This window comes from Megasphaera sp. ASD88 (assembly GCF_002287425.1).
GTDB classification, from domain to species: domain Bacteria; phylum Bacillota; class Negativicutes; order Veillonellales; family Megasphaeraceae; genus Megasphaera; species Megasphaera stantonii.
Map to the genome: position 1 here is coordinate 1 of NZ_NQXW01000019.1, position 20,882 is coordinate 20,882.

The 20,882-nt window shown below is 54.0% G+C and carries 20 protein-coding genes; 13 read left to right on the forward strand and 7 right to left on the reverse strand.

Annotated elements, in window-relative coordinates:
• Positions 1 to 136: 136 nt before the first annotated feature.
• The 6 genes from CJ260_RS12835 to CJ260_RS09455 all read right to left on the reverse strand — a co-directional run bounded on the left by CJ260_RS12835 (position 137) and on the right by CJ260_RS09455 (position 6,091).
• Positions 137 to 295 (reverse strand): hypothetical protein, encoded by a 159-nt coding sequence (locus CJ260_RS12835; protein ID WP_158221395.1) that lies wholly within the window; start codon positions 293 to 295, stop codon positions 137 to 139.
• Positions 296 to 386: 91 nt separating this feature from the next.
• Positions 387 to 1,523, reverse strand: a complete 1,137-nt coding sequence (locus CJ260_RS09435; RefSeq protein WP_095630005.1) for a M20/M25/M40 family metallo-hydrolase — start codon at positions 1,521 to 1,523, stop codon at positions 387 to 389.
• 112 nt (positions 1,524 to 1,635) lie between these two features.
• Complete coding sequence (locus CJ260_RS09440) at positions 1,636 to 2,625, reverse strand: Rpn family recombination-promoting nuclease/putative transposase (RefSeq protein WP_095630006.1); 990 nt, start codon at positions 2,623 to 2,625, stop codon at positions 1,636 to 1,638.
• A 144-nt stretch (positions 2,626 to 2,769) separates the two neighbouring features.
• Positions 2,770 to 4,332 carry a hydroxylamine reductase gene (gene hcp / locus CJ260_RS09445; protein ID WP_095630007.1) on the reverse strand — a complete coding sequence of 521 codons (1,563 nt, stop codon included), beginning with the start codon at positions 4,330 to 4,332 and terminating at the stop codon, positions 2,770 to 2,772.
• Positions 4,333 to 4,452: 120 nt separating this feature from the next.
• A complete protein-coding gene (locus tag CJ260_RS09450) occupies positions 4,453 to 4,890 on the reverse strand; it encodes a MarR family winged helix-turn-helix transcriptional regulator (protein ID WP_095630008.1) in 438 nt (145 codons plus the stop codon).
• Positions 4,883 to 6,091, reverse strand: coding sequence for an MFS transporter (locus CJ260_RS09455; protein WP_087477968.1), 1,209 nt, complete (start codon positions 6,089 to 6,091; stop codon positions 4,883 to 4,885). The genes CJ260_RS09450 and CJ260_RS09455 overlap by 8 nt, the downstream gene beginning before the upstream one ends.
• 362 nt (positions 6,092 to 6,453) lie before the next feature.
• Between CJ260_RS09455 and CJ260_RS09460 the strand changes: the two genes are divergently transcribed.
• From CJ260_RS09460 to CJ260_RS09475, 4 genes are all read left to right on the forward strand, one after another.
• On the forward strand, positions 6,454 to 6,930 hold the full coding sequence (locus CJ260_RS09460; RefSeq protein ID WP_087477969.1) for a peptidylprolyl isomerase: 477 nt from the start codon (positions 6,454 to 6,456) through the stop codon (positions 6,928 to 6,930).
• 8 nt (positions 6,931 to 6,938) lie between these two features.
• Positions 6,939 to 7,199: a GIY-YIG nuclease family protein gene (locus CJ260_RS09465; protein ID WP_087477970.1), complete on the forward strand. Its 261-nt coding sequence runs from the start codon at positions 6,939 to 6,941 to the stop codon at positions 7,197 to 7,199.
• Between the two features lies 1 nt (position 7,200).
• Positions 7,201 to 8,484: a M48 family metallopeptidase gene (locus CJ260_RS09470; RefSeq protein WP_095630009.1), complete on the forward strand. Its 1,284-nt coding sequence runs from the start codon at positions 7,201 to 7,203 to the stop codon at positions 8,482 to 8,484.
• 95 nt (positions 8,485 to 8,579) lie between these two features.
• Positions 8,580 to 9,986: a GDSL-type esterase/lipase family protein gene (locus tag CJ260_RS09475; RefSeq protein WP_095630010.1), complete on the forward strand. Its 1,407-nt coding sequence runs from the start codon at positions 8,580 to 8,582 to the stop codon at positions 9,984 to 9,986.
• A 423-nt stretch (positions 9,987 to 10,409) separates the two neighbouring features.
• Here CJ260_RS09475 and CJ260_RS09480 read toward each other — a convergent pair whose 3' ends face one another.
• Complete coding sequence (locus CJ260_RS09480; RefSeq protein ID WP_095630011.1) at positions 10,410 to 10,787, reverse strand: helix-turn-helix domain-containing protein; 378 nt, start codon at positions 10,785 to 10,787, stop codon at positions 10,410 to 10,412.
• Positions 10,788 to 10,917: 130 nt separating this feature from the next.
• On the opposite strand from CJ260_RS09480, the gene CJ260_RS09485 reads away from it, so the two are divergent.
• The 9 genes from CJ260_RS09485 (at position 10,918) to CJ260_RS09520 (ending at position 20,881) form a co-directional block, all read left to right on the forward strand.
• The gene (locus CJ260_RS09485; RefSeq protein WP_095630012.1) at positions 10,918 to 11,262 is read left to right on the forward strand and encodes a TIGR04076 family protein; all 345 of its coding nucleotides are present in this window, start codon (positions 10,918 to 10,920) and stop codon (positions 11,260 to 11,262) included.
• A gap of 523 nt (positions 11,263 to 11,785) precedes the next feature.
• Positions 11,786 to 12,607: a phage replisome organizer N-terminal domain-containing protein gene (locus CJ260_RS09490; RefSeq protein ID WP_095630013.1), complete on the forward strand. Its 822-nt coding sequence runs from the start codon at positions 11,786 to 11,788 to the stop codon at positions 12,605 to 12,607.
• Positions 12,507 to 12,989 (forward strand): hypothetical protein, encoded by a 483-nt coding sequence (locus CJ260_RS09495; protein ID WP_143747690.1) that lies wholly within the window; start codon positions 12,507 to 12,509, stop codon positions 12,987 to 12,989. The genes CJ260_RS09490 and CJ260_RS09495 overlap by 101 nt, the downstream gene beginning before the upstream one ends.
• Positions 12,990 to 13,286: 297 nt before the next feature.
• A complete protein-coding gene (locus tag CJ260_RS09500) occupies positions 13,287 to 13,820 on the forward strand; it encodes an N-acetylmuramoyl-L-alanine amidase (RefSeq protein WP_087477976.1) in 534 nt (177 codons plus the stop codon).
• 139 nt (positions 13,821 to 13,959) lie between these two features.
• A complete protein-coding gene (locus CJ260_RS13210; protein WP_233127948.1) occupies positions 13,960 to 14,115 on the forward strand; it encodes a hypothetical protein in 156 nt (51 codons plus the stop codon).
• A gap of 737 nt (positions 14,116 to 14,852) precedes the next feature.
• Complete coding sequence (locus CJ260_RS09505; protein ID WP_095630015.1) at positions 14,853 to 15,068, forward strand: DUF1659 domain-containing protein; 216 nt, start codon at positions 14,853 to 14,855, stop codon at positions 15,066 to 15,068.
• 35 nt (positions 15,069 to 15,103) lie between these two features.
• On the forward strand, positions 15,104 to 15,331 hold the full coding sequence (locus CJ260_RS09510; protein ID WP_087477978.1) for a DUF2922 domain-containing protein: 228 nt from the start codon (positions 15,104 to 15,106) through the stop codon (positions 15,329 to 15,331).
• A 77-nt stretch (positions 15,332 to 15,408) separates the two neighbouring features.
• Positions 15,409 to 16,035 carry an RNA polymerase sigma factor gene (locus tag CJ260_RS09515; protein WP_158221396.1) on the forward strand — a complete coding sequence of 209 codons (627 nt, stop codon included), beginning with the start codon at positions 15,409 to 15,411 and terminating at the stop codon, positions 16,033 to 16,035.
• 1,942 nt (positions 16,036 to 17,977) lie between these two features.
• Positions 17,978 to 20,881: an autotransporter outer membrane beta-barrel domain-containing protein gene (locus CJ260_RS09520; RefSeq protein WP_233127949.1), complete on the forward strand. Its 2,904-nt coding sequence runs from the start codon at positions 17,978 to 17,980 to the stop codon at positions 20,879 to 20,881.
• Position 20,882 lies beyond the last annotated feature (1 nt).

The following is a 20,882-nucleotide window of genomic DNA, read 5'->3' on the forward strand; positions in this document are numbered from 1 at the left end:
TTGAAACAGTTGTTGAATAATGCTGCGTTTTCCTTCGGTCATAATGACCTTATGTACCGGTTTCTTTTCTCTTGCCATGATAGTAAGCCTCCTATGATTTAGATTGTATCATAGAAGACCTATACCTGGCAGTTATTTACAGAAAAAGCTTCACATAGTCTACATATACTTCCGTCACCGTATCTTCAGATATTTTTAGGTACTGACCTTGCGCTAAGTCAATTGCACCTGCATGTGTACATGAAAACAGCAGCATGAATAACAGGCTAATCAGAATGACAGTATGCTTTCTCATGATGTTACCTCCATCCCCTCCTTTTGATTACTTTATTTCTTTATAATATAACAGACAGATATGCGTACCGCCAAGTTCGTTAAACGATACTTTATATGGATGCAGTTGAATCCGTCAACATATATTCTGCCAAGATTTGCAGCCCCGTTTCTATCGTATCGAGTTCCAGCCATTCGTGGGTCGTGTGTTCGTCGTGGCTGCGGCAGACGCCGAAGGACAGGGCTGGGACGCCCAGGCTGAGGGGGATGTTGGCGTCGGTGCTGCCGGCGATGAAGGACGTATTGAGGCAGTGTGTCTTACGGATGGCGGCGATGCGCCGGCATTGGGCCGAGATGTCTGCGCCGCTGCTGCAGGGCCGTTCGCCGAGGAGGGTCGTCGTAAGGGTCAGGCCGTCCCGACGGACGTCGGCGATGAGGCGCAGAAAGGCCTTGTCCAGTCGTTCCAATTCGTCGTGTGATTCAGAGCGCAGGTCGACGGTGAATTCGGCATTGGCGGCGATGGAGTTAATCGTCGTGCCGCCGCAGAGGGTGCCGACATTATATGTCGTTTTCGGTGCAGACGGGACGGGCAGGGCGTAGAGTTTGGAAATGATAGACGCAGCGGCAGCGATGGCGCTGGTGTGGCCGAAGTGCATCCAGCTGTGGCCACCCTGGGCTTCGATGGAGACGCGGTAGCGGCGCGACCCGACGGGAATGGCGACGACGTCGTCGAAGGTACAGTCGACGGCGACGACTTCCGTAATGCGCCCCTTCCAGTCGGCCATGATGCGGCGCATGCCCTTGAGATTGCCCATGCCTTCTTCGCCGACATTGAAGGCGAAGAGGGCTCCCTGCGGCAGGGAGAGATCCAGGTCTCGGATCATGGCGATGAGAAACAGCAGCCCTGCGACGCCGGCGCTGTTGTCGCCGCACGACGGCGCGGCGAGGATATTGCCGTCTATGCGGGGCGTCAGATCCACAGGGCCTTTGAATACAGTGTCCATATGGGCGCTGTACAGCGGAAAGGCTGTCTGCCCCTCGATTTGGCAGGGGCAGAGGACGTTGCCTGCCTCGTCGATATAGGCCTGCCCTTGCCCCAGAGAATGCAGGTATGCCAGCACCCAGGCGGCCTTTTCTCCCTCCTGTCCCGTCGGCGAGGGAATGGTGATAATCTGGCGCAGCAATTCTGTGAATTGACGTTGACAGCTGCGAATATAGGTATTGATTGGTTCTAATATAGAGGAATGCATGAATTTCATCTCCTTGCCATGCCAATGGGCTGCCCTGTTTATCTCAATATCATGGGGCAGCCAAAGAAAAACATCAGGAACGGCTTCACGTACCTGATGTTTTTTTATACGATTACTCTGCTGCCGGCGCAGGCTGGGCGGCGGCAATGGCCTGGATGGTTTCTACTGGCAGGTTCATGATGCGGGCGATCAGTTCATGGGACAGGCCTTCCTGGAGCATCGTCGCTACGGTTTGTTCCGTCAGCCGTTTCCGTTCCTCCAGCCGACCTTCTTCCCGCCCTTCGGCCCTGCCTTCCTTTCGCCCTTCGGCCCGTCCTTCTTCACGGCCCTCGGCTAAGCCCTCGGCCCTGCCTTCTTCGAGGCCTTTCTGCCAGCCTTCGGTCCGGCTCTTTTCGATATTGTGCATCATAGAAATATAGTCGCGCCGCGCTTTTTCCTGAATTTCGTATTTCCGGCGCAGCTTTTCGTCCTGGGTGAAATACATTTCGCATTTCATCGCTTCTTTGATAGCCGGTTCGCTCATAGCCAGCACCTCCCGTTCTTCGTCGCTGCATTGGTGGGAAAAATAGGCGATCCAGCGCTCTGATTTCCGCAGCTTGCGGATGTCGCCGATGCGGATTTTTTCCAGCTCAATAAAGTGTATTTCTAAATCATCGATGAGGATGTCCTTTGTTTCATCGTTGCAGATATGGTATGAATGATGGCATGCCGTATACTGGGCAAAGGCGTTGAAATCCATCAGGTTGATGGAAATGGCCGGCATGAGCTTGTCATAGGGCTCGCCTTCGCGGAGCTCGCTGCCGTACATTTTTGCCCAATAGTAGAGGGAACGGCGGGCCATGTCCGGGTCTTTGCAGACCTGTACTTCGATATTGACCTGCGTGCCGTCGTTCATTTTCGCCCGGATATCTAGGACAGATACCTTGCCGTCCTGCATGATGGGCGTCATTTCCTTGTCTAAGAACTCTAAATCGGTGAATAACGTATCGTCGGTCCGGTTCAGGATTCCGTTGATAAAGCTCAGCGTGAGAAATTTCTTTTTCGCATCGCCGAGGAGATATTTGAAAAATACGTCGTTTAGCCGGTTTAATTGCTGCGCCATAGCCGCCTCCTTTTTTACTATTCTTATTTGTATTGTATCACGATTTGCCTTTATGCCATAGGGAGAAGGGCGTTATATTATGAGCTGGAGGCATAGAAAAACTCGCTGCGGCAAGGTGTGCCGCAGCGAGCTGATGGAAAGGGGTTAGCCTAAAATCTTTTTCAAGTCTTCTTCCGGTGTGGAAATGGGGGTGATGTTGTAGTTTTCTACGAGGAAGTTCAGGACATTCGGCGATACGAAGGCCGGCAGCGTCGGGCCAAGGTAAATGTTCTTGAGTCCTAGGTACAGGAGCGTAAGGAGGATGCAGACGGCCTTCTGCTCGTACCAGGAGAGAACCAGGGTGAGAGGCAGGTCGTTGACGCCGCAGCCAAAGGCTTCTGACAGGGCGACTGCTACTTTGATGGCACTGTAGGCGTCGTTGCACTGGCCCATATCCATGATGCGGGGCAGGCCGCCGATAGTGCCGAGGTCGAGGTCGTTGAAGCGGTATTTGCCGCAGGCCAGGGTCAGGATGACCGTGTCAGCCGGAGTCTGCTTGACAAAGTCCGTATAGTAATTGCGGCCCGGACGGGCGCCGTCGCAGCCGCCGACGAGGAAGAAGTGTTTGATGGCGCCGCCTTTGACTGCGTCGATGACTTTGTCGGCGACAGAGAGAACTGTGCCGTGACCGAAGCCGGTCATGACCGTCGTGCCGCCGTTGATGCCCGTGAGATGCTGTTCTTCGCTGTATCCGCCCAGGGCCAGGGCCTTTTCGATGACCGGCGTAAAGTCCTTATCTTCGCCGATGTGGACGAGACCGGGGTAGGAGACGACTTCCGTCGTGAAGACGCGGTCGCTGTACGAGCTGCGGGGCGGCATGAGGCAGTTTGTCGTGAACAGGATAGCACCGGGAACGTTGTCAAATTCCTTCTGCTGATTCTGCCAGGCTGTGCCGAAGTTACCCTTCAAATGGCCGTATTTCTTGAGCAGGGGATAGCCGTGGGCCGGCAGCATTTCGCCGTGGGTATAGATGTTGATGCCTTTTCCTTCGGTCTGCTTCAGGAGCAGTTCCAAATCCTTCAGATCGTGGCCTGTTACGATGATAAAGGGGCCCTTTTCAATTGTCAGGGGAACCGTCGTCGGCGTCGGCGTGCCGTACGCCGTCGTGTTGGCTTCGTCGAGGAGAGCCATGCAGGTCAGGTTGACCTTGCCCGTTTCCATGACGATGGGCAGGAGTTCATCCATGCCCCAGTCTTCGCCGAGGGCGGCCAATCCCTTCAAGAAGAAGGCATCGACCTCTTCGCTGCTGCGGCCCAGCATGAGGGCATGATAGGCGTAGGCTGCCATGCCGCGCAGGCCGAAGAGGATGAGAGATTTCAGGGAGCGGATATCTTCGTCGGCTTTCCAAATCTGACGGACGTCATAGTCGCCGGCCTGTCCGCCGAGGGCCGCTTTTTCCGCACGCACTCTGTCTATCATGATCTGAATAGTTGATACGTCGAAGTTGACGTTAGTAATCGTTGTAAATAAAGCTTCCAGCACGAGGCGGTGCGTCTGGGCTGTCGGAGCATTTGTCTGACAGACGCGGGCCAGGCCGATGAGGGCGCTGGTCAGTTCATCCTGCAAATCTGCTGCGGCAGCCGATTTGCCGCATACGCCGGCGCAGCCCGTGCAGCCAGTGCCTCTCATCGTTTGTTCACATTGAAAACAGAACATTTTATTTTCCATAGTAAAGACCTCCTTTGGAACGATACTCATTTCAGTTGATATACTAAGTATAGTGGCAAAGGAGGTATCTGTCTGTTGTAAATACAACGGGTTTGCAATGTTGTAGTTTTTTTGTATGAATTAATCGCCGTGAATGCGGTCCAGCATGGACTGGATGAAGGACAGCATCTGCCGCCGGTCGTCCCGTGAGAGGCCTGCTAAGACGGCGCTGCGGTGACTGCCGGCGGCCTGGGCTGCTAAGGGGTACAGCTCCCGGCCCTTTTCTGTGAGGGAAATGCGTTTTTCCCGTTTGTCCTGGCTGCTCGTCCGCACGATGAGTCCTTTCTGCTCCATCTTGCTCAGGGTCTTGGAAATGGCTGCTCCTTCGATTTCCAGCGCCGCGGCGATGTCCGACTGAGGAAAGGAGTCGTGTTTGGCGACGAAGTTGAGGACGGTCCACTCGGAGCTGTACAGGCCGAGAGGCTTCATCGCGTCGTTGACGCCTTTGGTAAAGGCTCTCATCGTCAGATATAGATGATGAATCAGGGCGTCGTCGGTGTATTTCAATGTGTTAGGCATGGGAATTCTCCTTGTGCAGGGCAACGGATTTTCGGGAAGCCGGCTTATAGAAGTGCTGTCCTAGGAAGGCTGCTAAAAACAATACCATCGCGGCCAGGACATAGTAAAACATGTTGACGTAGCCGATGACGCCGGCGACGCCGCCGAGGACGATGATGCCGCCGCTGGTGCCGACGTCCAGCATGTTGTAGTAGGTAGCGCTGGCGCTGCTGCGGCGTTCCGGCGCGACGGAGTTAAACAGCCAGGTCATGAGGGACGGCATAATCAGGCCAGCTCCCGTGCCGTAAAAGACGGCGGCAATCATAAGGGCTGTAAAGGACGCGGCGTGGATGATGACGACCAGTCCGGCGATGTAAGAGACGATGCCTGGCAGCAATACCCAGAAGGGGCCTTTGCTGTCATAAATCCGTCCGCCGAAGGTACGGGTCAAAAAGACGAATATCGTGCCGACGACGAAGAAGAAGCCTGCATTGGGAATATGGACTTCCTGGGCCAGCAGGGCGATAAAGGTATTGACGCAGCCGTACGCCAGGCCAAAGAGCATCGTAAAGAAAGAAGGAAATCCCGTGCCGGCTTCGAAGAAGCGGCTCCGCCAAGGTACTTTCACTTTCGGCGCGCGGCGGGAGCGGCGGATGGCGCTGACCGATTCGCTGCAAAATACAGTGCAGCCGACGGCTAAGGCCGCGGCGATGGTGGAAAAGACGAAGAGGAAGTCAGAACTGAAATCGGTGAGCAGCATGACGCCCAAAGCCGGCGCAATGCCCATAGAAATGGTGTTGCCCAAGCCGAAATATCCTACGCCTTCGCCGCGCCGCGACGAGGGGATGATGTCGACGGCCAGGGCGGCGGCAAAGGTCGTGCCGAGACCAAAGCCCAGCCCCTGTATGATGCGGGCTATCATTAGCATGTGTATAGACGTGAAGAAGGCGTAGGCAATTGTCGATACGAGGGAGAAAAACAGACCCAGGTATAAGCATTTTTTCTTGCCCAACAGCTTGACGAAATCATCCGTAAAGAAGCGGATGAAGATAGCCGACACGCCGAAGATGCCGGAAATCAGGCCGATTTCCGCGCCCGACGCTCCCAGGGACGCCACGTACAGCGGCAACGTCGGCAACAAACAGTGGAAGCTAGCAAATAACAGGCCGTTGGCGATAATAATAGCGAAGAAACGTCTTGTCCATAACGGAGCTTTCGTCATGAAATCAAATCCTTTCTAAAAAAATAGATAACTAGTTAACTATTAGTGAATAAAAAAATCAGATAATTAACTAGTTAAATATCTGATGAATGAATATACTATACCGCCGTCCATTCGATTTGTCAAGTCGAGCGGCGGCAGGCCCAGAACGAATTAGCTGCGGAACGTGGCGTATCAGGCGAGAATATAGTATAATTTCTTACAAGCATATGTTCAGCGCGATGCTGCCGGAACAGGATGTATCAGGAATTTCAGCTGTACAGCAGGACTGTCCTTTTATTCGCTCATACAGCAGATATATTATCATCCTTTCTTATGCTATAATAAGTGTATATAAAGAATACAAAATAGGAGGCTGTACGATGGCAGACACAGTATACGCAGTATTTAAGACCAATCACGGCGATTTTACCGTCGAATTATTCCCCGACAAAGCGCCCATTACGGTGGCGAACTTCCGCAAGCTGGCCGAATCGGGCTTTTACGACGGCACGATTTTCCACCGCATCATTCCCCAGTTCATGATCCAGGGCGGCGACCCCGAAGGCACGGGCTACGGCGGTTCGGACGAAATGATCCCTGACGAATTCGACCCGTCCCTGACCTTTGCCGAACCGGGCGTCCTGGCCATGGCCAACGCCGGCCCCAACACGGGCAGCTCCCAGTTCTTCGTCACCGTCGTGCCGACGCCGTGGCTCCAGAACCACCACTCCATTTTCGGCAAGGTCGTCAAAAATTACGATGTCGTCGAAGCCCTCAGCCAGGTGCCGACGAACCGGTTTGACCGTCCTCTCGACGACGTAGTCCTGGAAACCGTCGCCATTACGGATACGCTCTAAGAGGTTCCATGCCGTTTTATACCTACATGGTGCGCTGCGCTGACGGCACGCTGTACACCGGCTGGACCTTGGACGTAGACAAGCGCGTCGCCGCTCACAACGCGGGCCGCGGCGCCAAGTATACTCGTTCCCGTCGTCCCGTCCGCCTCGTGTGGAGCCGGGCCTTCCCGACGAAGCACGACGCGATGCACTGGGAATGGCAGATCAAGCAGATGCCCCGGGCAGAAAAAGAAGCCCTCTGCCAGTCCCTGCCAAAGGAGATGGTATAACATGATACATTGGAAGAAAGCCTTGACGGCAGGCTTCCTGAGCCTGACCTTGTTCGCCGTCCCCGTCGGCACGGTTATGGCCGCGTCGTGGTGGCAGACCCTGGCCTACGGGGCCGCCGCCATGACCTTGGCCAAGCAGCAGCTGACGAAAATGGACGACGGCGCGAAGCAGCAGATGCTGGCCAGTACCCAGGCCAAGACGGGTGTCGTCGCCGGCGAAGCCTACGGCGACCGCCTGGAAGGGATTCAGCGCAACATCGTAGCCACGGGCATGATCGAACGCCAGTACGACGTATACGCCAACCCGTCGGAGGACCTGAACGCCTTTGAAACCATCGGCGGCGTCATTTCCGTCAACAAGGGCATGATGGACGCCCTGAGCGACGACGAGCTGGCCTTTACGCTGTGCCATGAAATGCAGCACGGCGAAAAACGCCACGCCGTCAACGGCGTATTGAAGAGCATCGGCATCGCCACCCTCGTCGACGTGGCCCTCGGCGGCGACCTCAACGTCCTCGACGTCCTCTTGGGCAGCGTTGCCGTCAACTACATCGACAACGAAGTGGTGACGATGGACCAGGAAAAAGAAGCCGACGCTCACGGGTTTGACGTCTTTAAGAACACCCAGTACAACGTCGGCGGCGCGGCCTCGTCCATGCAGCTCGTCTACGAGCAGTACGGCGAGCTGTATCAGGAAGGCTTCAAGCGCATCATCAATCCGAACAACCATCCGCAGATGACCAGCCGCATTGAAAAGCTGGCCTTCCGCATGAGCCAGTGGTCGGGCAACCACGTCCAGGTCGGCGGCGACGTCGTGTACGTCAACGCCCAGCCGGTCATCCATCCCGTCCCGTCGGGCGACTACTCGCCGCGGCGTAGGGCCTTTCTGGCGGCGGGCAATCTGGCCCGCGTGACCCACAACGAGTACGGCGAGGCCATCGATGAAGACGAAGTCCAGGCCGTGCCGCTGAACCAGCAGGATAAAAAGGGCAAGAAAGCCCATAAGGACGCCCCCATCTATCCGCCGGCATGGAACGTAGCCCAGCATGGTTCCGACATTTACGTCAACGGCCTGCGCATCATGACCTGCGCGCCCGGCGACGACGGAGGGGCCATTACCCAATCCCTGGAAAAGGCCTTGAAGGCCGAGCCGGCCATGTTGTCGGAAAAGGAAATCAAGAAGCTCAACAAAGAGTGGAAAAAACAATACGAAGCAGATAAGAAAGCCAAAGAAGAGGCCGAACAGGCCACGGCGGAAGCCCAGCAGCCTGCCGAAGCTTCGTAGGCTCAATACGTACGCGCCGCCGACGGGACAGACTTCCTGCCCGACGGCGGCGCGTCGTTATGCTGTCTTGGATTTTGAGAAAGGAGGAGAAGGCCATGCGTTACAGCGCTTTCTGCTGCGCCGTCCTGACAGCCCTTACCCTGGGCGCGGGCCTCGTCGCCGTGGCCTATCAGACGGCAGAGCCCCAGGAGCTCGTCGACCCGCCGATGGAACAAGCCCGCCATCTGTTGATCGACCACGCGGAGACAGACTGCCGGCATCAGCCCCTTGTCATAGCACATTATACGGCGGACGATCCGGCGTCATCCCGGCCGGTCCTGCGCTGGAGCCGTATCGACGGCGCCGTCATGTACGACGTGCAGGTTGTAAAGCGCCATGGCGGCGGCCCGTCTCCGTGCTACGAGCCGGTCATGGCGGTGCAGCGCGTCTACAGTACGGCCTGCGAGCTCCTGCTTCCCGCCGGCTGCCGCGAGCCCGTCCTGTACTGGCGCGTCAAGCCCCTGAACCTGCGCGGCCAAGCCATCGGCCCCTTTTCCGAGCTGGAGCCCCTGCCCGTAGACTGGCAGAAACAGGACGTAGTCAAGCCCGTTCCCTTGTCGACGTACAATCAGGGCCGGGGGCAGACCCTGCTCTATCCCGTATACGACTGGATTGCCATGCCCGACGCCGATCATTACGAGGTAGAAATCCTCGACGCCCCGCCGGAAAATCCCAACGGTACGGAGCCCTCGGCGCACCGCATCGCCGTCTATACGACGCCTATCGCCCATCAGTACGACAGCCAGGCGCGCATGTCGGCGCAGCCCTTCTATTGGCGCGTCCGGGCCATCCGCAGCGACGGCAGTCCTTTAGGAGTGTACTCCGACGCCTCGTTGTATACGACCGACCCGGGCCGGCCCTGCGCGGCGGCTATTTACGGAGACAGCATCAGCCACGGCGGCGGCAGCGTGTCCTATTCGCCGGCGGACTGGGAATTCAGCTACGGCCATTACCTTGCGTTCCCTACGGTCAACCTGTCCTTCAGCGGCGACACGAGCCGCACGGCCGTCGAGCGGTTTGATAAGGACGTCGCGCCCTTCCGGCCGCCGTACTTGCTCATCCTCATGGGGACGAACAGCCTCCGCGCCGGCGTCGAGCCGGCCGACGTCATCGCCGACATGGAACAGGTCAAAGCGAAATGCCTGGCCTACGGCATCCGCCCCGTCTTTCTCACCTTGCCGCCCCTCAATCCGGATAACATCCGCGCGGCCTTTGGGCAGGACACGGTACGGAGCTGGCGCGAAGCCATTGCGGCGGTCAATTCCTATGTGAAGACCCAGGTTCACGTAGACATTACGCCGGGCATGGCCGACGAACGGGGCGAGCTGCGGGAAGACCTGGCCGTTGACGGGCTCCACCTCGACCCGCCGGGCAAGCGCCTCATGGCCAAAGCCATCAACGAAGCCTGGCCGGATATTACGGCCCTTCCCGACGAAGCGTGGAACGCTGATGACGAATCATAAAGCATATAAAATACCCGTCTCGGCGACAATCGGCCGGACGGGTATTTGCGTAGTTTGAAATCATACAGCGAACATATGGACTGAAATGCATTGACGATATATATGGTCATCTTGTATATTATTGCCTAAGAGGCGCTGCGCCATCACGGCAGGCGGTGAAAAAAGCCCCCGAATCTGTATGAAACGGGGGTGATGCCCATGAGCGATACAAACATAACGTTGTTATTACTCATCGTTCTTGTGGTTTTGTTGCAAAATGTAACAAAAAAGTAGCCGTCACCTTAGTTTTCGCGAGCTAAGACGGCTACAATTTTGTAACCATTGCGGGGGCTATACCGTGTGTTGGCACAGAGCCTCGCTTTTTTCACCTTTATTATAACGGCTGAGCCCGCTGCCGTCAAGGCGCGCGTCATGGCGCCAGGGCTATTCGCCTGGCTTTTCCGTGGGTTCAGGTGCGGCGTCGTCGGGCCGATGGGCCTCGCCCCAGCGGCACATGGCTTCCATGATCGGGTAGAGAGAGCGCCCTTTGTCTGACAGGCTGTATTCGACCTTCGGCGGGATTTGGGGATATTCCCGGCGGACGATCAGACCGTCGCGCTCCATGCCTTTCAGCTGCTCGCTCAGCGTCTTATAGGTAATGGCCCCGATTTTTCGCTTCAGCTCGTTGAAGCGGACGGTTTCGTATTCGACGAGAAAATACAAGATGATTAGCCGCCATTTGCCGCCGATCAGGGACAAGGTGTAGCCGAAGGGGACGTCAGATAAGGCCCGCAGGGCTCCTTCGTAGGGCTTCATGCTCATGAGGGGGACTTCCTTTCTCCATAGTATGTGTCAAAAAAGTGCGTACTATACAATTTGTCTTTTCTTTTTTATCATAAGAGAAGAAGGTTATACAAGTCAACCCGGCCCGGCCGGAGGAGGGAGCTCTGCCATGAAAAACGTAAAAATTACCATACTCAAGACGACGCTGGATGCGGAACTGGCCGCCCAATACGGCGTGCCGGGACTTACGGCTTGTCCCATGATGCGGGAAGGCCAGGTCTTTTACGCCGACTACGCCAAGCCCGAGGGCTTCTGCGATGAAGCGTGGAAGGCGATCTATCAGTACGTCTTCGCCCTGGCCCACGGCGACGGCAAGACCTTGTTTTATCACGGCGACTGGATCGCTAAGCCCAACGTCGCCATTTGCAGCTGCAACGACGGCCTGCGCCCGGTCATCATGAAGCTCGAAGGGACGGATGAAGAGGCGGAACGCAGCTACGTTCCCGTCCGCTGACGGCTTTGCATGAATCTATTCTTCATATGCATGTATAAGACTTTGTTATATTATATTGATATACTGCAGCTCCGTCGACGCATTCCTGTCAGCCTGTCATTCGGCAGGAATGCGGGCCGAAAGCCTTCGGTTTGTTCACACTTTTGTACACTGAGATAAGACGAACGATACGACATAGCCGCTCGAATCCGGCCCCTTTGGCCCAGGTTCGGGCGGCTTTTGTCATGCCTTTTTCTCTATATCCGACGGCAGCGCAGATGTGAGAATCCGTATGGATACGCCGTTTTTCGCTGTTGGTATCAAGGGATGTAACGCGTACGTAACGCCCTAGACTAGAAGAGACAAGACCAGAGGAGACAAGAGGGAAATAAGAGAAGAGATGCGCAGCGTTACGGGCGTCGCCCCGGAACGGACGGAATAGACGGAGAGAAATTTTTCCATGAGGAGACATAAAACGACGGGGCCTTTTCCCTTACTATTATAGAACGCAGCCCCCAGGAGCTGACGAACGGGAGGACCGAAAATGAAACAACTTCGTTGGATGAAAACAAAAATTGGATTGTTTGGCGACCCGAAGGTCATGGCCATGCTCAGCCAGCGCCACGGCGAGACGTACTTCGTCGTCTGGTTTTTGCTCAAGGACATTGCCGGGACGGTCAACTGCGACGGCTACGCCTGCCTGTCGGAGCAGGTGCCCCTGACGGGCGAATACATCGCCCGCGTCCTTCGCCGCCGCCGCGACGTCGTCGAAAAAGCCCTCGATTTCTTAGAACAGATAGACCTCATCCGCCGCGATGAAGAAGGCCGTATTCGCCTCGTCGACTGGGAAGAATTGCAGGATTTCGACAAGGACGAACGCCGCCGCCAGCAGACGCGCAGCCGCGTGGCCCGCTTCCGTCAGAAGCAGGGCGAAGGGGGCGGCCGAGATGACGGCGGTACTGCCGAAGCTCCTGAGAAGACGGCAGGAGGCGAAGCCGCGGCATATTACGCCCAGGTCTTTGGCGGTATCCATCGGGCGGCGCAGCTTGCCTTAGACGAGATGGAATGCCGGTGGGGCGTCGACGCCGTCTGCCGCGCTGTAACCATTGCCAAGGAGCGGGGCGCTGAGGGAAACAACCTCAACTATATCCGCTCGATTCTCGCCAACAGCGGCGGCCAGCCGCGGCGAAAGGGAAAGGATGATTGCCATGGGTATGCAAGTGTTGATGAATACGTTAGTGTCATGCTTCGGCAGGCGGATGAATATGAATCCGCAGTTCATACACGTGCTGCGGACCAGCCTGCCCGCCGGGCTGACGGAGGAACAAGGCGCAGAGCTGGGCGCCCGTCTGGCTCAGACCTGTAAGTTTGCGCCGACCATCGCGGAAATCCTGGCCGAGTGGCGGGCCATGCGCCGCGATATGCTGCGGCGCGAGAGTATGCCGCCGCCGACGCCGGTCCGCAGAAATCCCGCCGTCGTCCGCCGGCTGCGCTCTGTCCGCGACTTGCTGAGGCAGGGCAGCCCCTTGCCAAAGCAGGACATCGGGCCGGAGCTGCGCGAGTTTGCCCGGCAGCGGTTTCCCGACATCAGCGACGACGTCATCCGGAGAAACTGGCTGGAAATTATGAATTGCATGGACTATGCGGCAGAACAACAACGGACGGCTTCGCCCTACCAGATGGTCATGGAGCTGGAGCCCGACGGGACAATCAGCCTGAGCATGAAGACCCTGGAGTGCGCTGGCTGACGGCTTGAGTTTCGCCGCCAGATCCATGGTATATATAATACATATTTATATATAGCGCAGCAGTTCATTTCCCCAGGGGCGCAAGGCTCGCAGGGGCAGCAACGACAGTGTTTCCTGCCGTCCCATGCAGGAGACGCCGACGCGACAGATTCAGAAAGCCATGGCGGCCGACATGGCAGTTCTACGAAGGAGGCGTTCCTATGCATCGGATTATGCAGTGTTTGAGAAACCTCGACAAACAGACTATTGTATTTGTGATTCGTTTGATTCAATATTTCGTTAGGAGGAAATACAACGATGAAAATCTACCTCAACGCCGGCCACGACCGGCTCCTTGATTCCGGCGCAGTCAACGAAGCCATGGGATTGCGCGAGTGCGACCTGGCCTATGAGCTGGCCCAGAACGTGAAAGGATATCTGGAACGAAATGGCGTCGCCGTCCTGTTTGGACAGCAGGACAACCTGTACGCCGTCTGCGGCGAAGCCAACGACGCCGAGGCCGACGCCTTCGTGTCCCTGCACTTCAACGCGTTCAACAAGCGCGCCGCCGGCACGGAAACGCTCATCTCCCATACGGCAGAGAGCCTGCTTTTGGGCCATGCGATTCAGTCCAACATCAAAGCCGTCCTCAACCTGCCCGACCGCGGGCTGAAGGAACGGCCGGGCCTCTTCGTCCTGCGCAACACCGTCATGCCTGCCGTCGTCGTCGAAGTGTGCTTTATCGACAACGACTACGACATCCGCCAGTACCAGAGCCGCGCCGACGCCGTAGCGCGGGCCATCGCCACGGGAATCATGCAGTGGCCGGCAATGGCAAGGAAGGCGGCGTAATGCCGTGACTTTTATTGCACCGCATTGAGGGTGCTAAAAGGGCGTGGGCCCCTTTAAACCGGGATGTTACTTTTTCTTTCTGCGTGGCCAGAAAGAAAAAGTAACCAAAAGAAAGAGGCCAGCCCGGAACTCCCACGCCTTGCTGCGGGTCAGACAGGCGGCGCAGCAAAATCGCTGGCGCTCGGATGCCGCTTGTTCCGCCTGTCAGTCCCTTCGCATCCGCCTGCGGCGGCACGGCGTGTCCGTAACGGGCGAAGAAACCGTGATACTTGCAGCTTCTTTCGTGCAGGCGTAAGGTGTACCGTCTGAATGAATAAAACTTGTGGCGCCGTTTCACTGGCCGTAAATGATAGCGTTTTGTTATTGCAAAGCTGATTTATTGTATCGCATTGGTGGTGCCCATCTGCTGAAAGACGATGTGTATCTTTTGATGACAATTTCACAGGCTTTCAGTATAGGACTATGAGTTCTTTCAGATAGCACGTTGCAGGTGCTTTAGCGTCAGCAGAATGTTTATTGCATAGGAGTTTTGTATTTGTTAGAACTAAATGTACTATTCAGCGATGTGTCAGTGTATTTTATCATGAAAAAGCGCGCGGTGTTTTTCCGCCCATTACGGACGAGCCGTGCCGACGTAAGTCGGCTGCGCAGTATCGGGCAGGCGAAAAGCCGCGGTATCCGAGCGAAGCGATTTTACCGCGCCGCCTGCCCGATGCGGAGCAAGGCTCGGTAGTACCTGGGCGGCGGTTCTTTACTCTGTATAAGCGATACACTGCGCGGTATGCGTCGCTTCGCTCCTTTACCGCGCGCGTCCTGCTTATCTTTGCATACTTTCTTTCTGTCCGCACAGAAAGAAAGTATGAGGTAATGAAAGGGGCTCCCCTTTCTGATTAAACAAGACGTAATTAAGATATAGCGCAAACACGTCATATAACAGGCATCGGACGTCATGTCCGGCTATACAGCGCTTTCTTGTCTTTGCGCTTAACAAAGACAGAAAAACATATTCACACTACAAGGAGGAATTCTATTATGGCAGAACGTACTGCAATTTCCAGCAAGTTGAAACTCACCGTTTCCTATCAGGATCACGAAGGGGCGCAGAAAAAGCGGCAGATGACCTTTGCCCACCTCAAGCCTTCGGCTGAGCCCGAAAGCATCACGGCTGTGGCGACGGCTATCGGCACCTTGCAGGACGATCCGATTACGTCGATTCGCGAAGTCATTGAAAATGAAATTACGGCCTAAGCCAGTATTTTCCATTTCGAAAGGAGAAACATACCATGATTCAGACTAAAACCAGAACCTTACAGCTCGAATTTGCCGACGCTGCCGGAAACAGCGTCGTCTATTCCCTCAAAAATCCCAAAGAAGGCCTCGACAAGGGCACCGTCGACGCCGCCGTCGGCACGCTGCTGGAAAAGAAGATTTTCGCGACGGCCGAGGGCGAGCTGACGGCCTTGAAGGACAGCCGCATCATTACCCGTCAGGTCGAGACTCTTGACGAATAAGGTATAATGATAAGTAAAACGCAAAATGCCTTGGGCGTATGCTCAAGGTGTTTTGCCCTATAAGGAGGCAACATTGTATGACCATTCCTGTACGGCAATGCATCCGTCAAGTCCAGATGGGCGACGTCGATGCCATTGCAGATATTTGTCAGCTGTACAACCCCTTTATCCAATCCATGGCCCGTAAATACAGCTACGTGTACGGCAGCATTCACGACGCCCGCTCGGTCGCGACTACCGCTCTGATCGAATGCATTTATTCCTACGACCTGGCGGACAACGTGGACGTCCCCCTGGCCATCGTCCGGCGCGTCAGAAAGCAGTTCGGCGACGACGCCTACCGCTACAAGCAGGAACAATCCCTGCTTGAAAAGAACGTCTACTGTCCCGAAGGCGGCACGACCGATCTGCCCGACTATCTGGAAGACCAGAACGCCGTCTGTCCCATGGGCCGGGTCATCGAGATGGAAGAAAAAGAAGAGCTCCAGCGGGCCTTGGATACCCTCGACGAGAAGGAACGCCGCCTCGTCTGCCTGCGCCACAAGGAAGCATGGACCTTCCGCTCCATCAGCGAAGAACACGGCATTCCCATCCCCTCGATCCAGACTGTCATCAACCGCGGCGTACGCAAGCTTCGCAGCCACTACGGCCTCGACGGAGACGCGCCGAAGAAAATCCCGAAAAAATATAGGGGAAAGAAATAGGAGGATGGTTGTTACTTTTTTCTTTCTGCGCGGTACAATCCTTCGCTCGGATGCCGCTTGCTCCGTCTGCCAGGCTTTTTGCATCCGCCTGCGGCGGCCCGGCGCGTCCGTAACGGGCTGTGCTGGCTGTAGGCAACGTCCTTTGCGAGTATTGACTATGTGACGGCGTATGGTATAATATAAGCAGAATTCAATATGTCCATTTAACACACGAAATCCCCGTAACGTTGCCGCGTTACGGGGATTTTCCGTGAGGCTGGTTGCTCCTATTAGTGTCTGTTCAGCCACTTACAGATGTAGTTTGCGACTACGCCTGCCATGACAGACAATACAAAAGAATTCAATATTTCCATTTAACTCCCCCCTTTCTGTTGCCAGAAATGGAGAAGAGCAACGCGTTTAGTATATCATGCGATGATTAGAGGTTTCTTAAAGTTTTATGAAAGAAACATGAGAAAAAGGGAGAATGCTTGCATGGCCGTTGACTGTGCGGCGGCGTATGGTATAATATACGTAGAATGTAGTGTTTCCATTTGACACACGAAAACCCCGTAACGGTTGCAGCGTTACGGGGTTTTCTCGTGGGGCAGGTTGCTCTGGGATTATCTGTCCCACCACTTACAGATGTAGTTCGCGACTACGCCTGCCATGACAGACAATACAAAAGAATGTAATATTTCCATTTGACTCCCCCCTTTCTGTTGCTGAGAATGGGGAAGAGCAACGTGTTTAGTATATCATGTGATGATTAGAGATTTCTTAACGTTGCATGAGAGATACATGAGAAAAACAGAAAATGACTGTACAGTTGTTGATTGTATGATACCTACATGAAACATTGAACCGATACGACGGGCCGAATCCATTGCGGATTCGGTCTTTTTTTTTGTACGCAAAAAAATGGCTGAAATACCGTGAAAAATGGGCATTTTCACTTGACATAGGGGGGGGGGGGTGGTATGCGTTATACTGATAAAAAGTATGTGTATACAGCCGATAGGAACCGGCTCGTATGCATATCCCCTTTTAGTTATTATACATTGCATGTATTGAAATATAGCATGGCAGTATAGGCGCTCGGCTGATAAAAACATAGAGCTGGTTGATCGTGAGGGCGAGGCCGTATGGCCATGGGCAAGGAGGAAGCGACATGAGATATGTTCATAGAAAAGTGATAAAAGGAAAACTGTTAAAACGATTCATCCTAAGTGCTGTCGTTGCAGGAACAGTATGGGTACCGGCTATGGTGACTCCGGGAGTATTGGCTGCCGATATGACTTTTGGGAAATTTGTCGATGATACAGAAAAAGGTGGTACGATTACTGTTACAGGAGATTATACGACGGTAAATAGTGAATATGCGGGCACCGCATCGTATATGGAACCGAAAGAAGTGGTAGGTAATTATGATATTGAACTGGCTGAAGATAGTACGCTGACACTGAACAATTTGAATATGTATAATACTAATATTGTTGGTACGAATGGGGGATATGGAGGTAATATAGTAATTAATGTTGATAAACCGTATGATCTTGGAGATCCTGACACAGGAGCAACCGGGGCATATGGTGGTGGTTTAGTTGCTGGTTCAGCAGCGAATGAAAAAACCATTATTAAAGCAAATAATCTTACTATTGTGAATACTACGCCGACATCGTACAGTAATGGCTGGAAAAGTGATGGCATTTTTATTGGGAAGAATGAGAAGGGGGATATGGATATAGATTTAACGGGGAAATTATCCATTACAGCAGGGTACTATGGCATCTTTTCAGAAGGAAATACTAATTCAGTAATTAATATTGCTGCTAATACAGTAGATGTCAACGCTAATGCATGGGCTATTATTCTCAATGGCAGTAGTAGCGTGAATATGCATATTGTTGATGATATCAATATTCGTGGAGGACATGGTATTTCTAATAATAGTACCGAAACCATGAACTATGAATCTAAATATGGAAATGTTAATATCCATGCCGATACATTATATGGTATAGCTGCCGGAACAGGTGATGTCAACGTTAAAGGTAACAACAACTATATTACCGTTGATGAAAATGATGCTAACACAGGGTATGTGGTACGCAGTACAAATGGACATGTCAAAGTCGAATCTACGACGGGAGATAATATTTTGACTGGCGGAAACAAAACAACTGGCGTGTATAGCCTTACGAATGCGGACGCTGGTGTAGAACTTATTTCCGCTCAAGATAACCGTGTTACGGCGGCATTAAACGGTGCGTATTCGAGAGCCGGCACGATTACGATTGACGCTGCGCGCGATAATATCATTGCGTCTGGTACGGAAGCATTAAAAGCCGACGGTGTACAGAGCAGCGTCAAAGCGATTGCTGATCGTATGAATAGCATTACGGCAGGCGATACCATAGATGTGACTTACGATGATACGACTGTGACATTCGGCAAGGATGCAGTAGCTTATGCAATAAACGGCGGATATACTCCCATATCAAGTGGTGTCGCCAATATCTTAGCTGGTTCCGTATATGCCAGTGGAGAAGGCAGTTCTGTTGACGTAAATGGTAAAGACGGGAGTTTAGTTGGCAACTATATCTATTCTGCCGCAGTTATTGCTAAAGCAGGAGGCTTGGATGAAGATAATGACCCGGATTCGGAAACGTCATTCAAAGATAAGAAAGTAATTTCTGCCTTGTATGCAGAAGACGGCGCGAATATTGTCGTATCTGGCGAACGAAACGAGTTCAGATCGTATGCAGCTGACCCTACTGATACAGGGACGTTGGAAAGAACAATCTGGGCTTATAAGGGAGCCAATATTGAAATTAACGGCAGTACACTTGTCAGCACAGACAGATATGATGAAACGTCGGCTTCTCAAAAGAATAACAGCGCGGACATTGCTATCGCTGCTGGTACAGCTGTAAATCTGACAAACGAACAGGTTCTCGCAAATGCCGATCTTAAATCTAAGGTAACATTGAATTATGGTGCAGGCAGTTCCATTATTGGCGACATTCTCTCAGCATATGCCGGTCAGGTAGATATTCAGGCCCAGGATGGCTCCGATGCAGGCATTTCTGTAAAGGGCAATATCCTTGCCGGTAATAACGGCGTCCTGAACATCGACCTCGGTAAGGGCGGATATTTGGAAGGTCGTGCCGATGATTACGGCGACGCGGGACTGGGGACGGTAGGAGAAGATATCGACCAAGGTCATGCCGACACGACGTTCTTCAGCCCGGCCTTCAGTAGTACGATTTTCAAAGGCGGCGAAGTGAACTTGAAGATGGGCGAAGGATCGAAATGGACGGTTACGGGCCAGAGCTGGGTTACGAGCGTGGATACGGGAAATAGTGAACACGTCGAGATCGATCTGGCATCGGCAAAATCGGATTTGAACGCAAACGTCCAGGCCTTGACAATCGGCGAAATGAAGGGCAATGCTATGTTTACGATGAAACTCGACGGTGATAGAAGTGCCAGCGATATGCTGTACATGAAAAAAGCAAACGGTGAGTATTTCATCAACCTGGAAAATGCCGTGACGGTAGAGGATATGTATCAGGATGGGTTTGACGGTCTGCGCTTTGCAACGGTCGGCAAGGGGTCGCACGCGACGTTCAGCGCCGGTACATACGACAACGGTGTGTATAACGTCGAATATGAAGTCGGTACGGACGACTATAATGGAAACACGGAAAACGATGCGTATAACAGCACGGGCGGCTATGGTCAAATGACCGAGGCAAAGCCGGGAAATGATTTGGTAGATAATCTCTTTAAGGACGAACCTCAAGAAGCCGCTGCTTACGGTATCATGACCTTAGAGGCTGTGGATTCGCCGGAATCTCCTGATTCGACGGAGGATATGGGAACGGATACAGGCATGAACGGCACGACGGTAGACGATACGACGAACTTTAAGCTCATCGGCGTAAAGAGCCGTGAATTGTCCGATGCGGGTAAGACCGTCGTGGCCATGTCCCAGGTCAACTACGCCAACGCCATCTATATGGACCGCCTGAACAAGCGCATGGGTGAGGCTCGCTACATCGACGGCGACGAAGGCCTGTGGGTACGCATCCGCCACGACCGCATCGGCAAGTCCGACGCCTTCCGCAGCAAGAACACCATGATGGAGCTGGGCTATGACAAGCGCGTCGACGATCGGGAAGACGGCGAACACCGCCGCGGCTTTGCCATCGACTACATGCGCGGCACGACGGATTACCATAACGTAGCCGGTGACGGCGACGTACGGCGGGGCGGTCTCTGGCTCTACGATACGTGGCTCGGCAATAAGGGCCATTATTCCGATTATGTCCTCAAGATTGGCAGATTGTCCAATGATTTTGAAGTGTACGCGAGAAGCACCGGCGAAAAGATTACCGGCGACTACAGCAACTTCGTCTACTCGGCCAGCGCCGAATACGGCCGCAAGAAGGACATCGGCAAGGATTGGTATTTTGAACCCCAGGTTCAGCTCCAGTATGCTCATGTCACCGACGCCGACTACACGACGAGCCAGGGTACGAGCGTAGAACTGGACGCTATCGACAGCCTCATCGGCCGTGTCGGCTTCCGCCTCGGCAAGGATATGGGCGAAAACAATACCTTCTATATCAAGGCCGACGTACTCCATGAATTCTTAGGCGATCAGGATATCAGCGCCTTCGACGCCACGGGCCGCCTCGATACGACCTACGAAAACGAAGGCACCTGGTACGATGTGGGCCTCGGTTTCTCTCACCAGTTCAGCAAGGGGACGTACATGTTCCTCGACGTGGAAAAGACCTTTGGCAACGACAACGAAGATACGTACCAGTTCAACGTCGGTATGAACTGGAAAGTCTAAG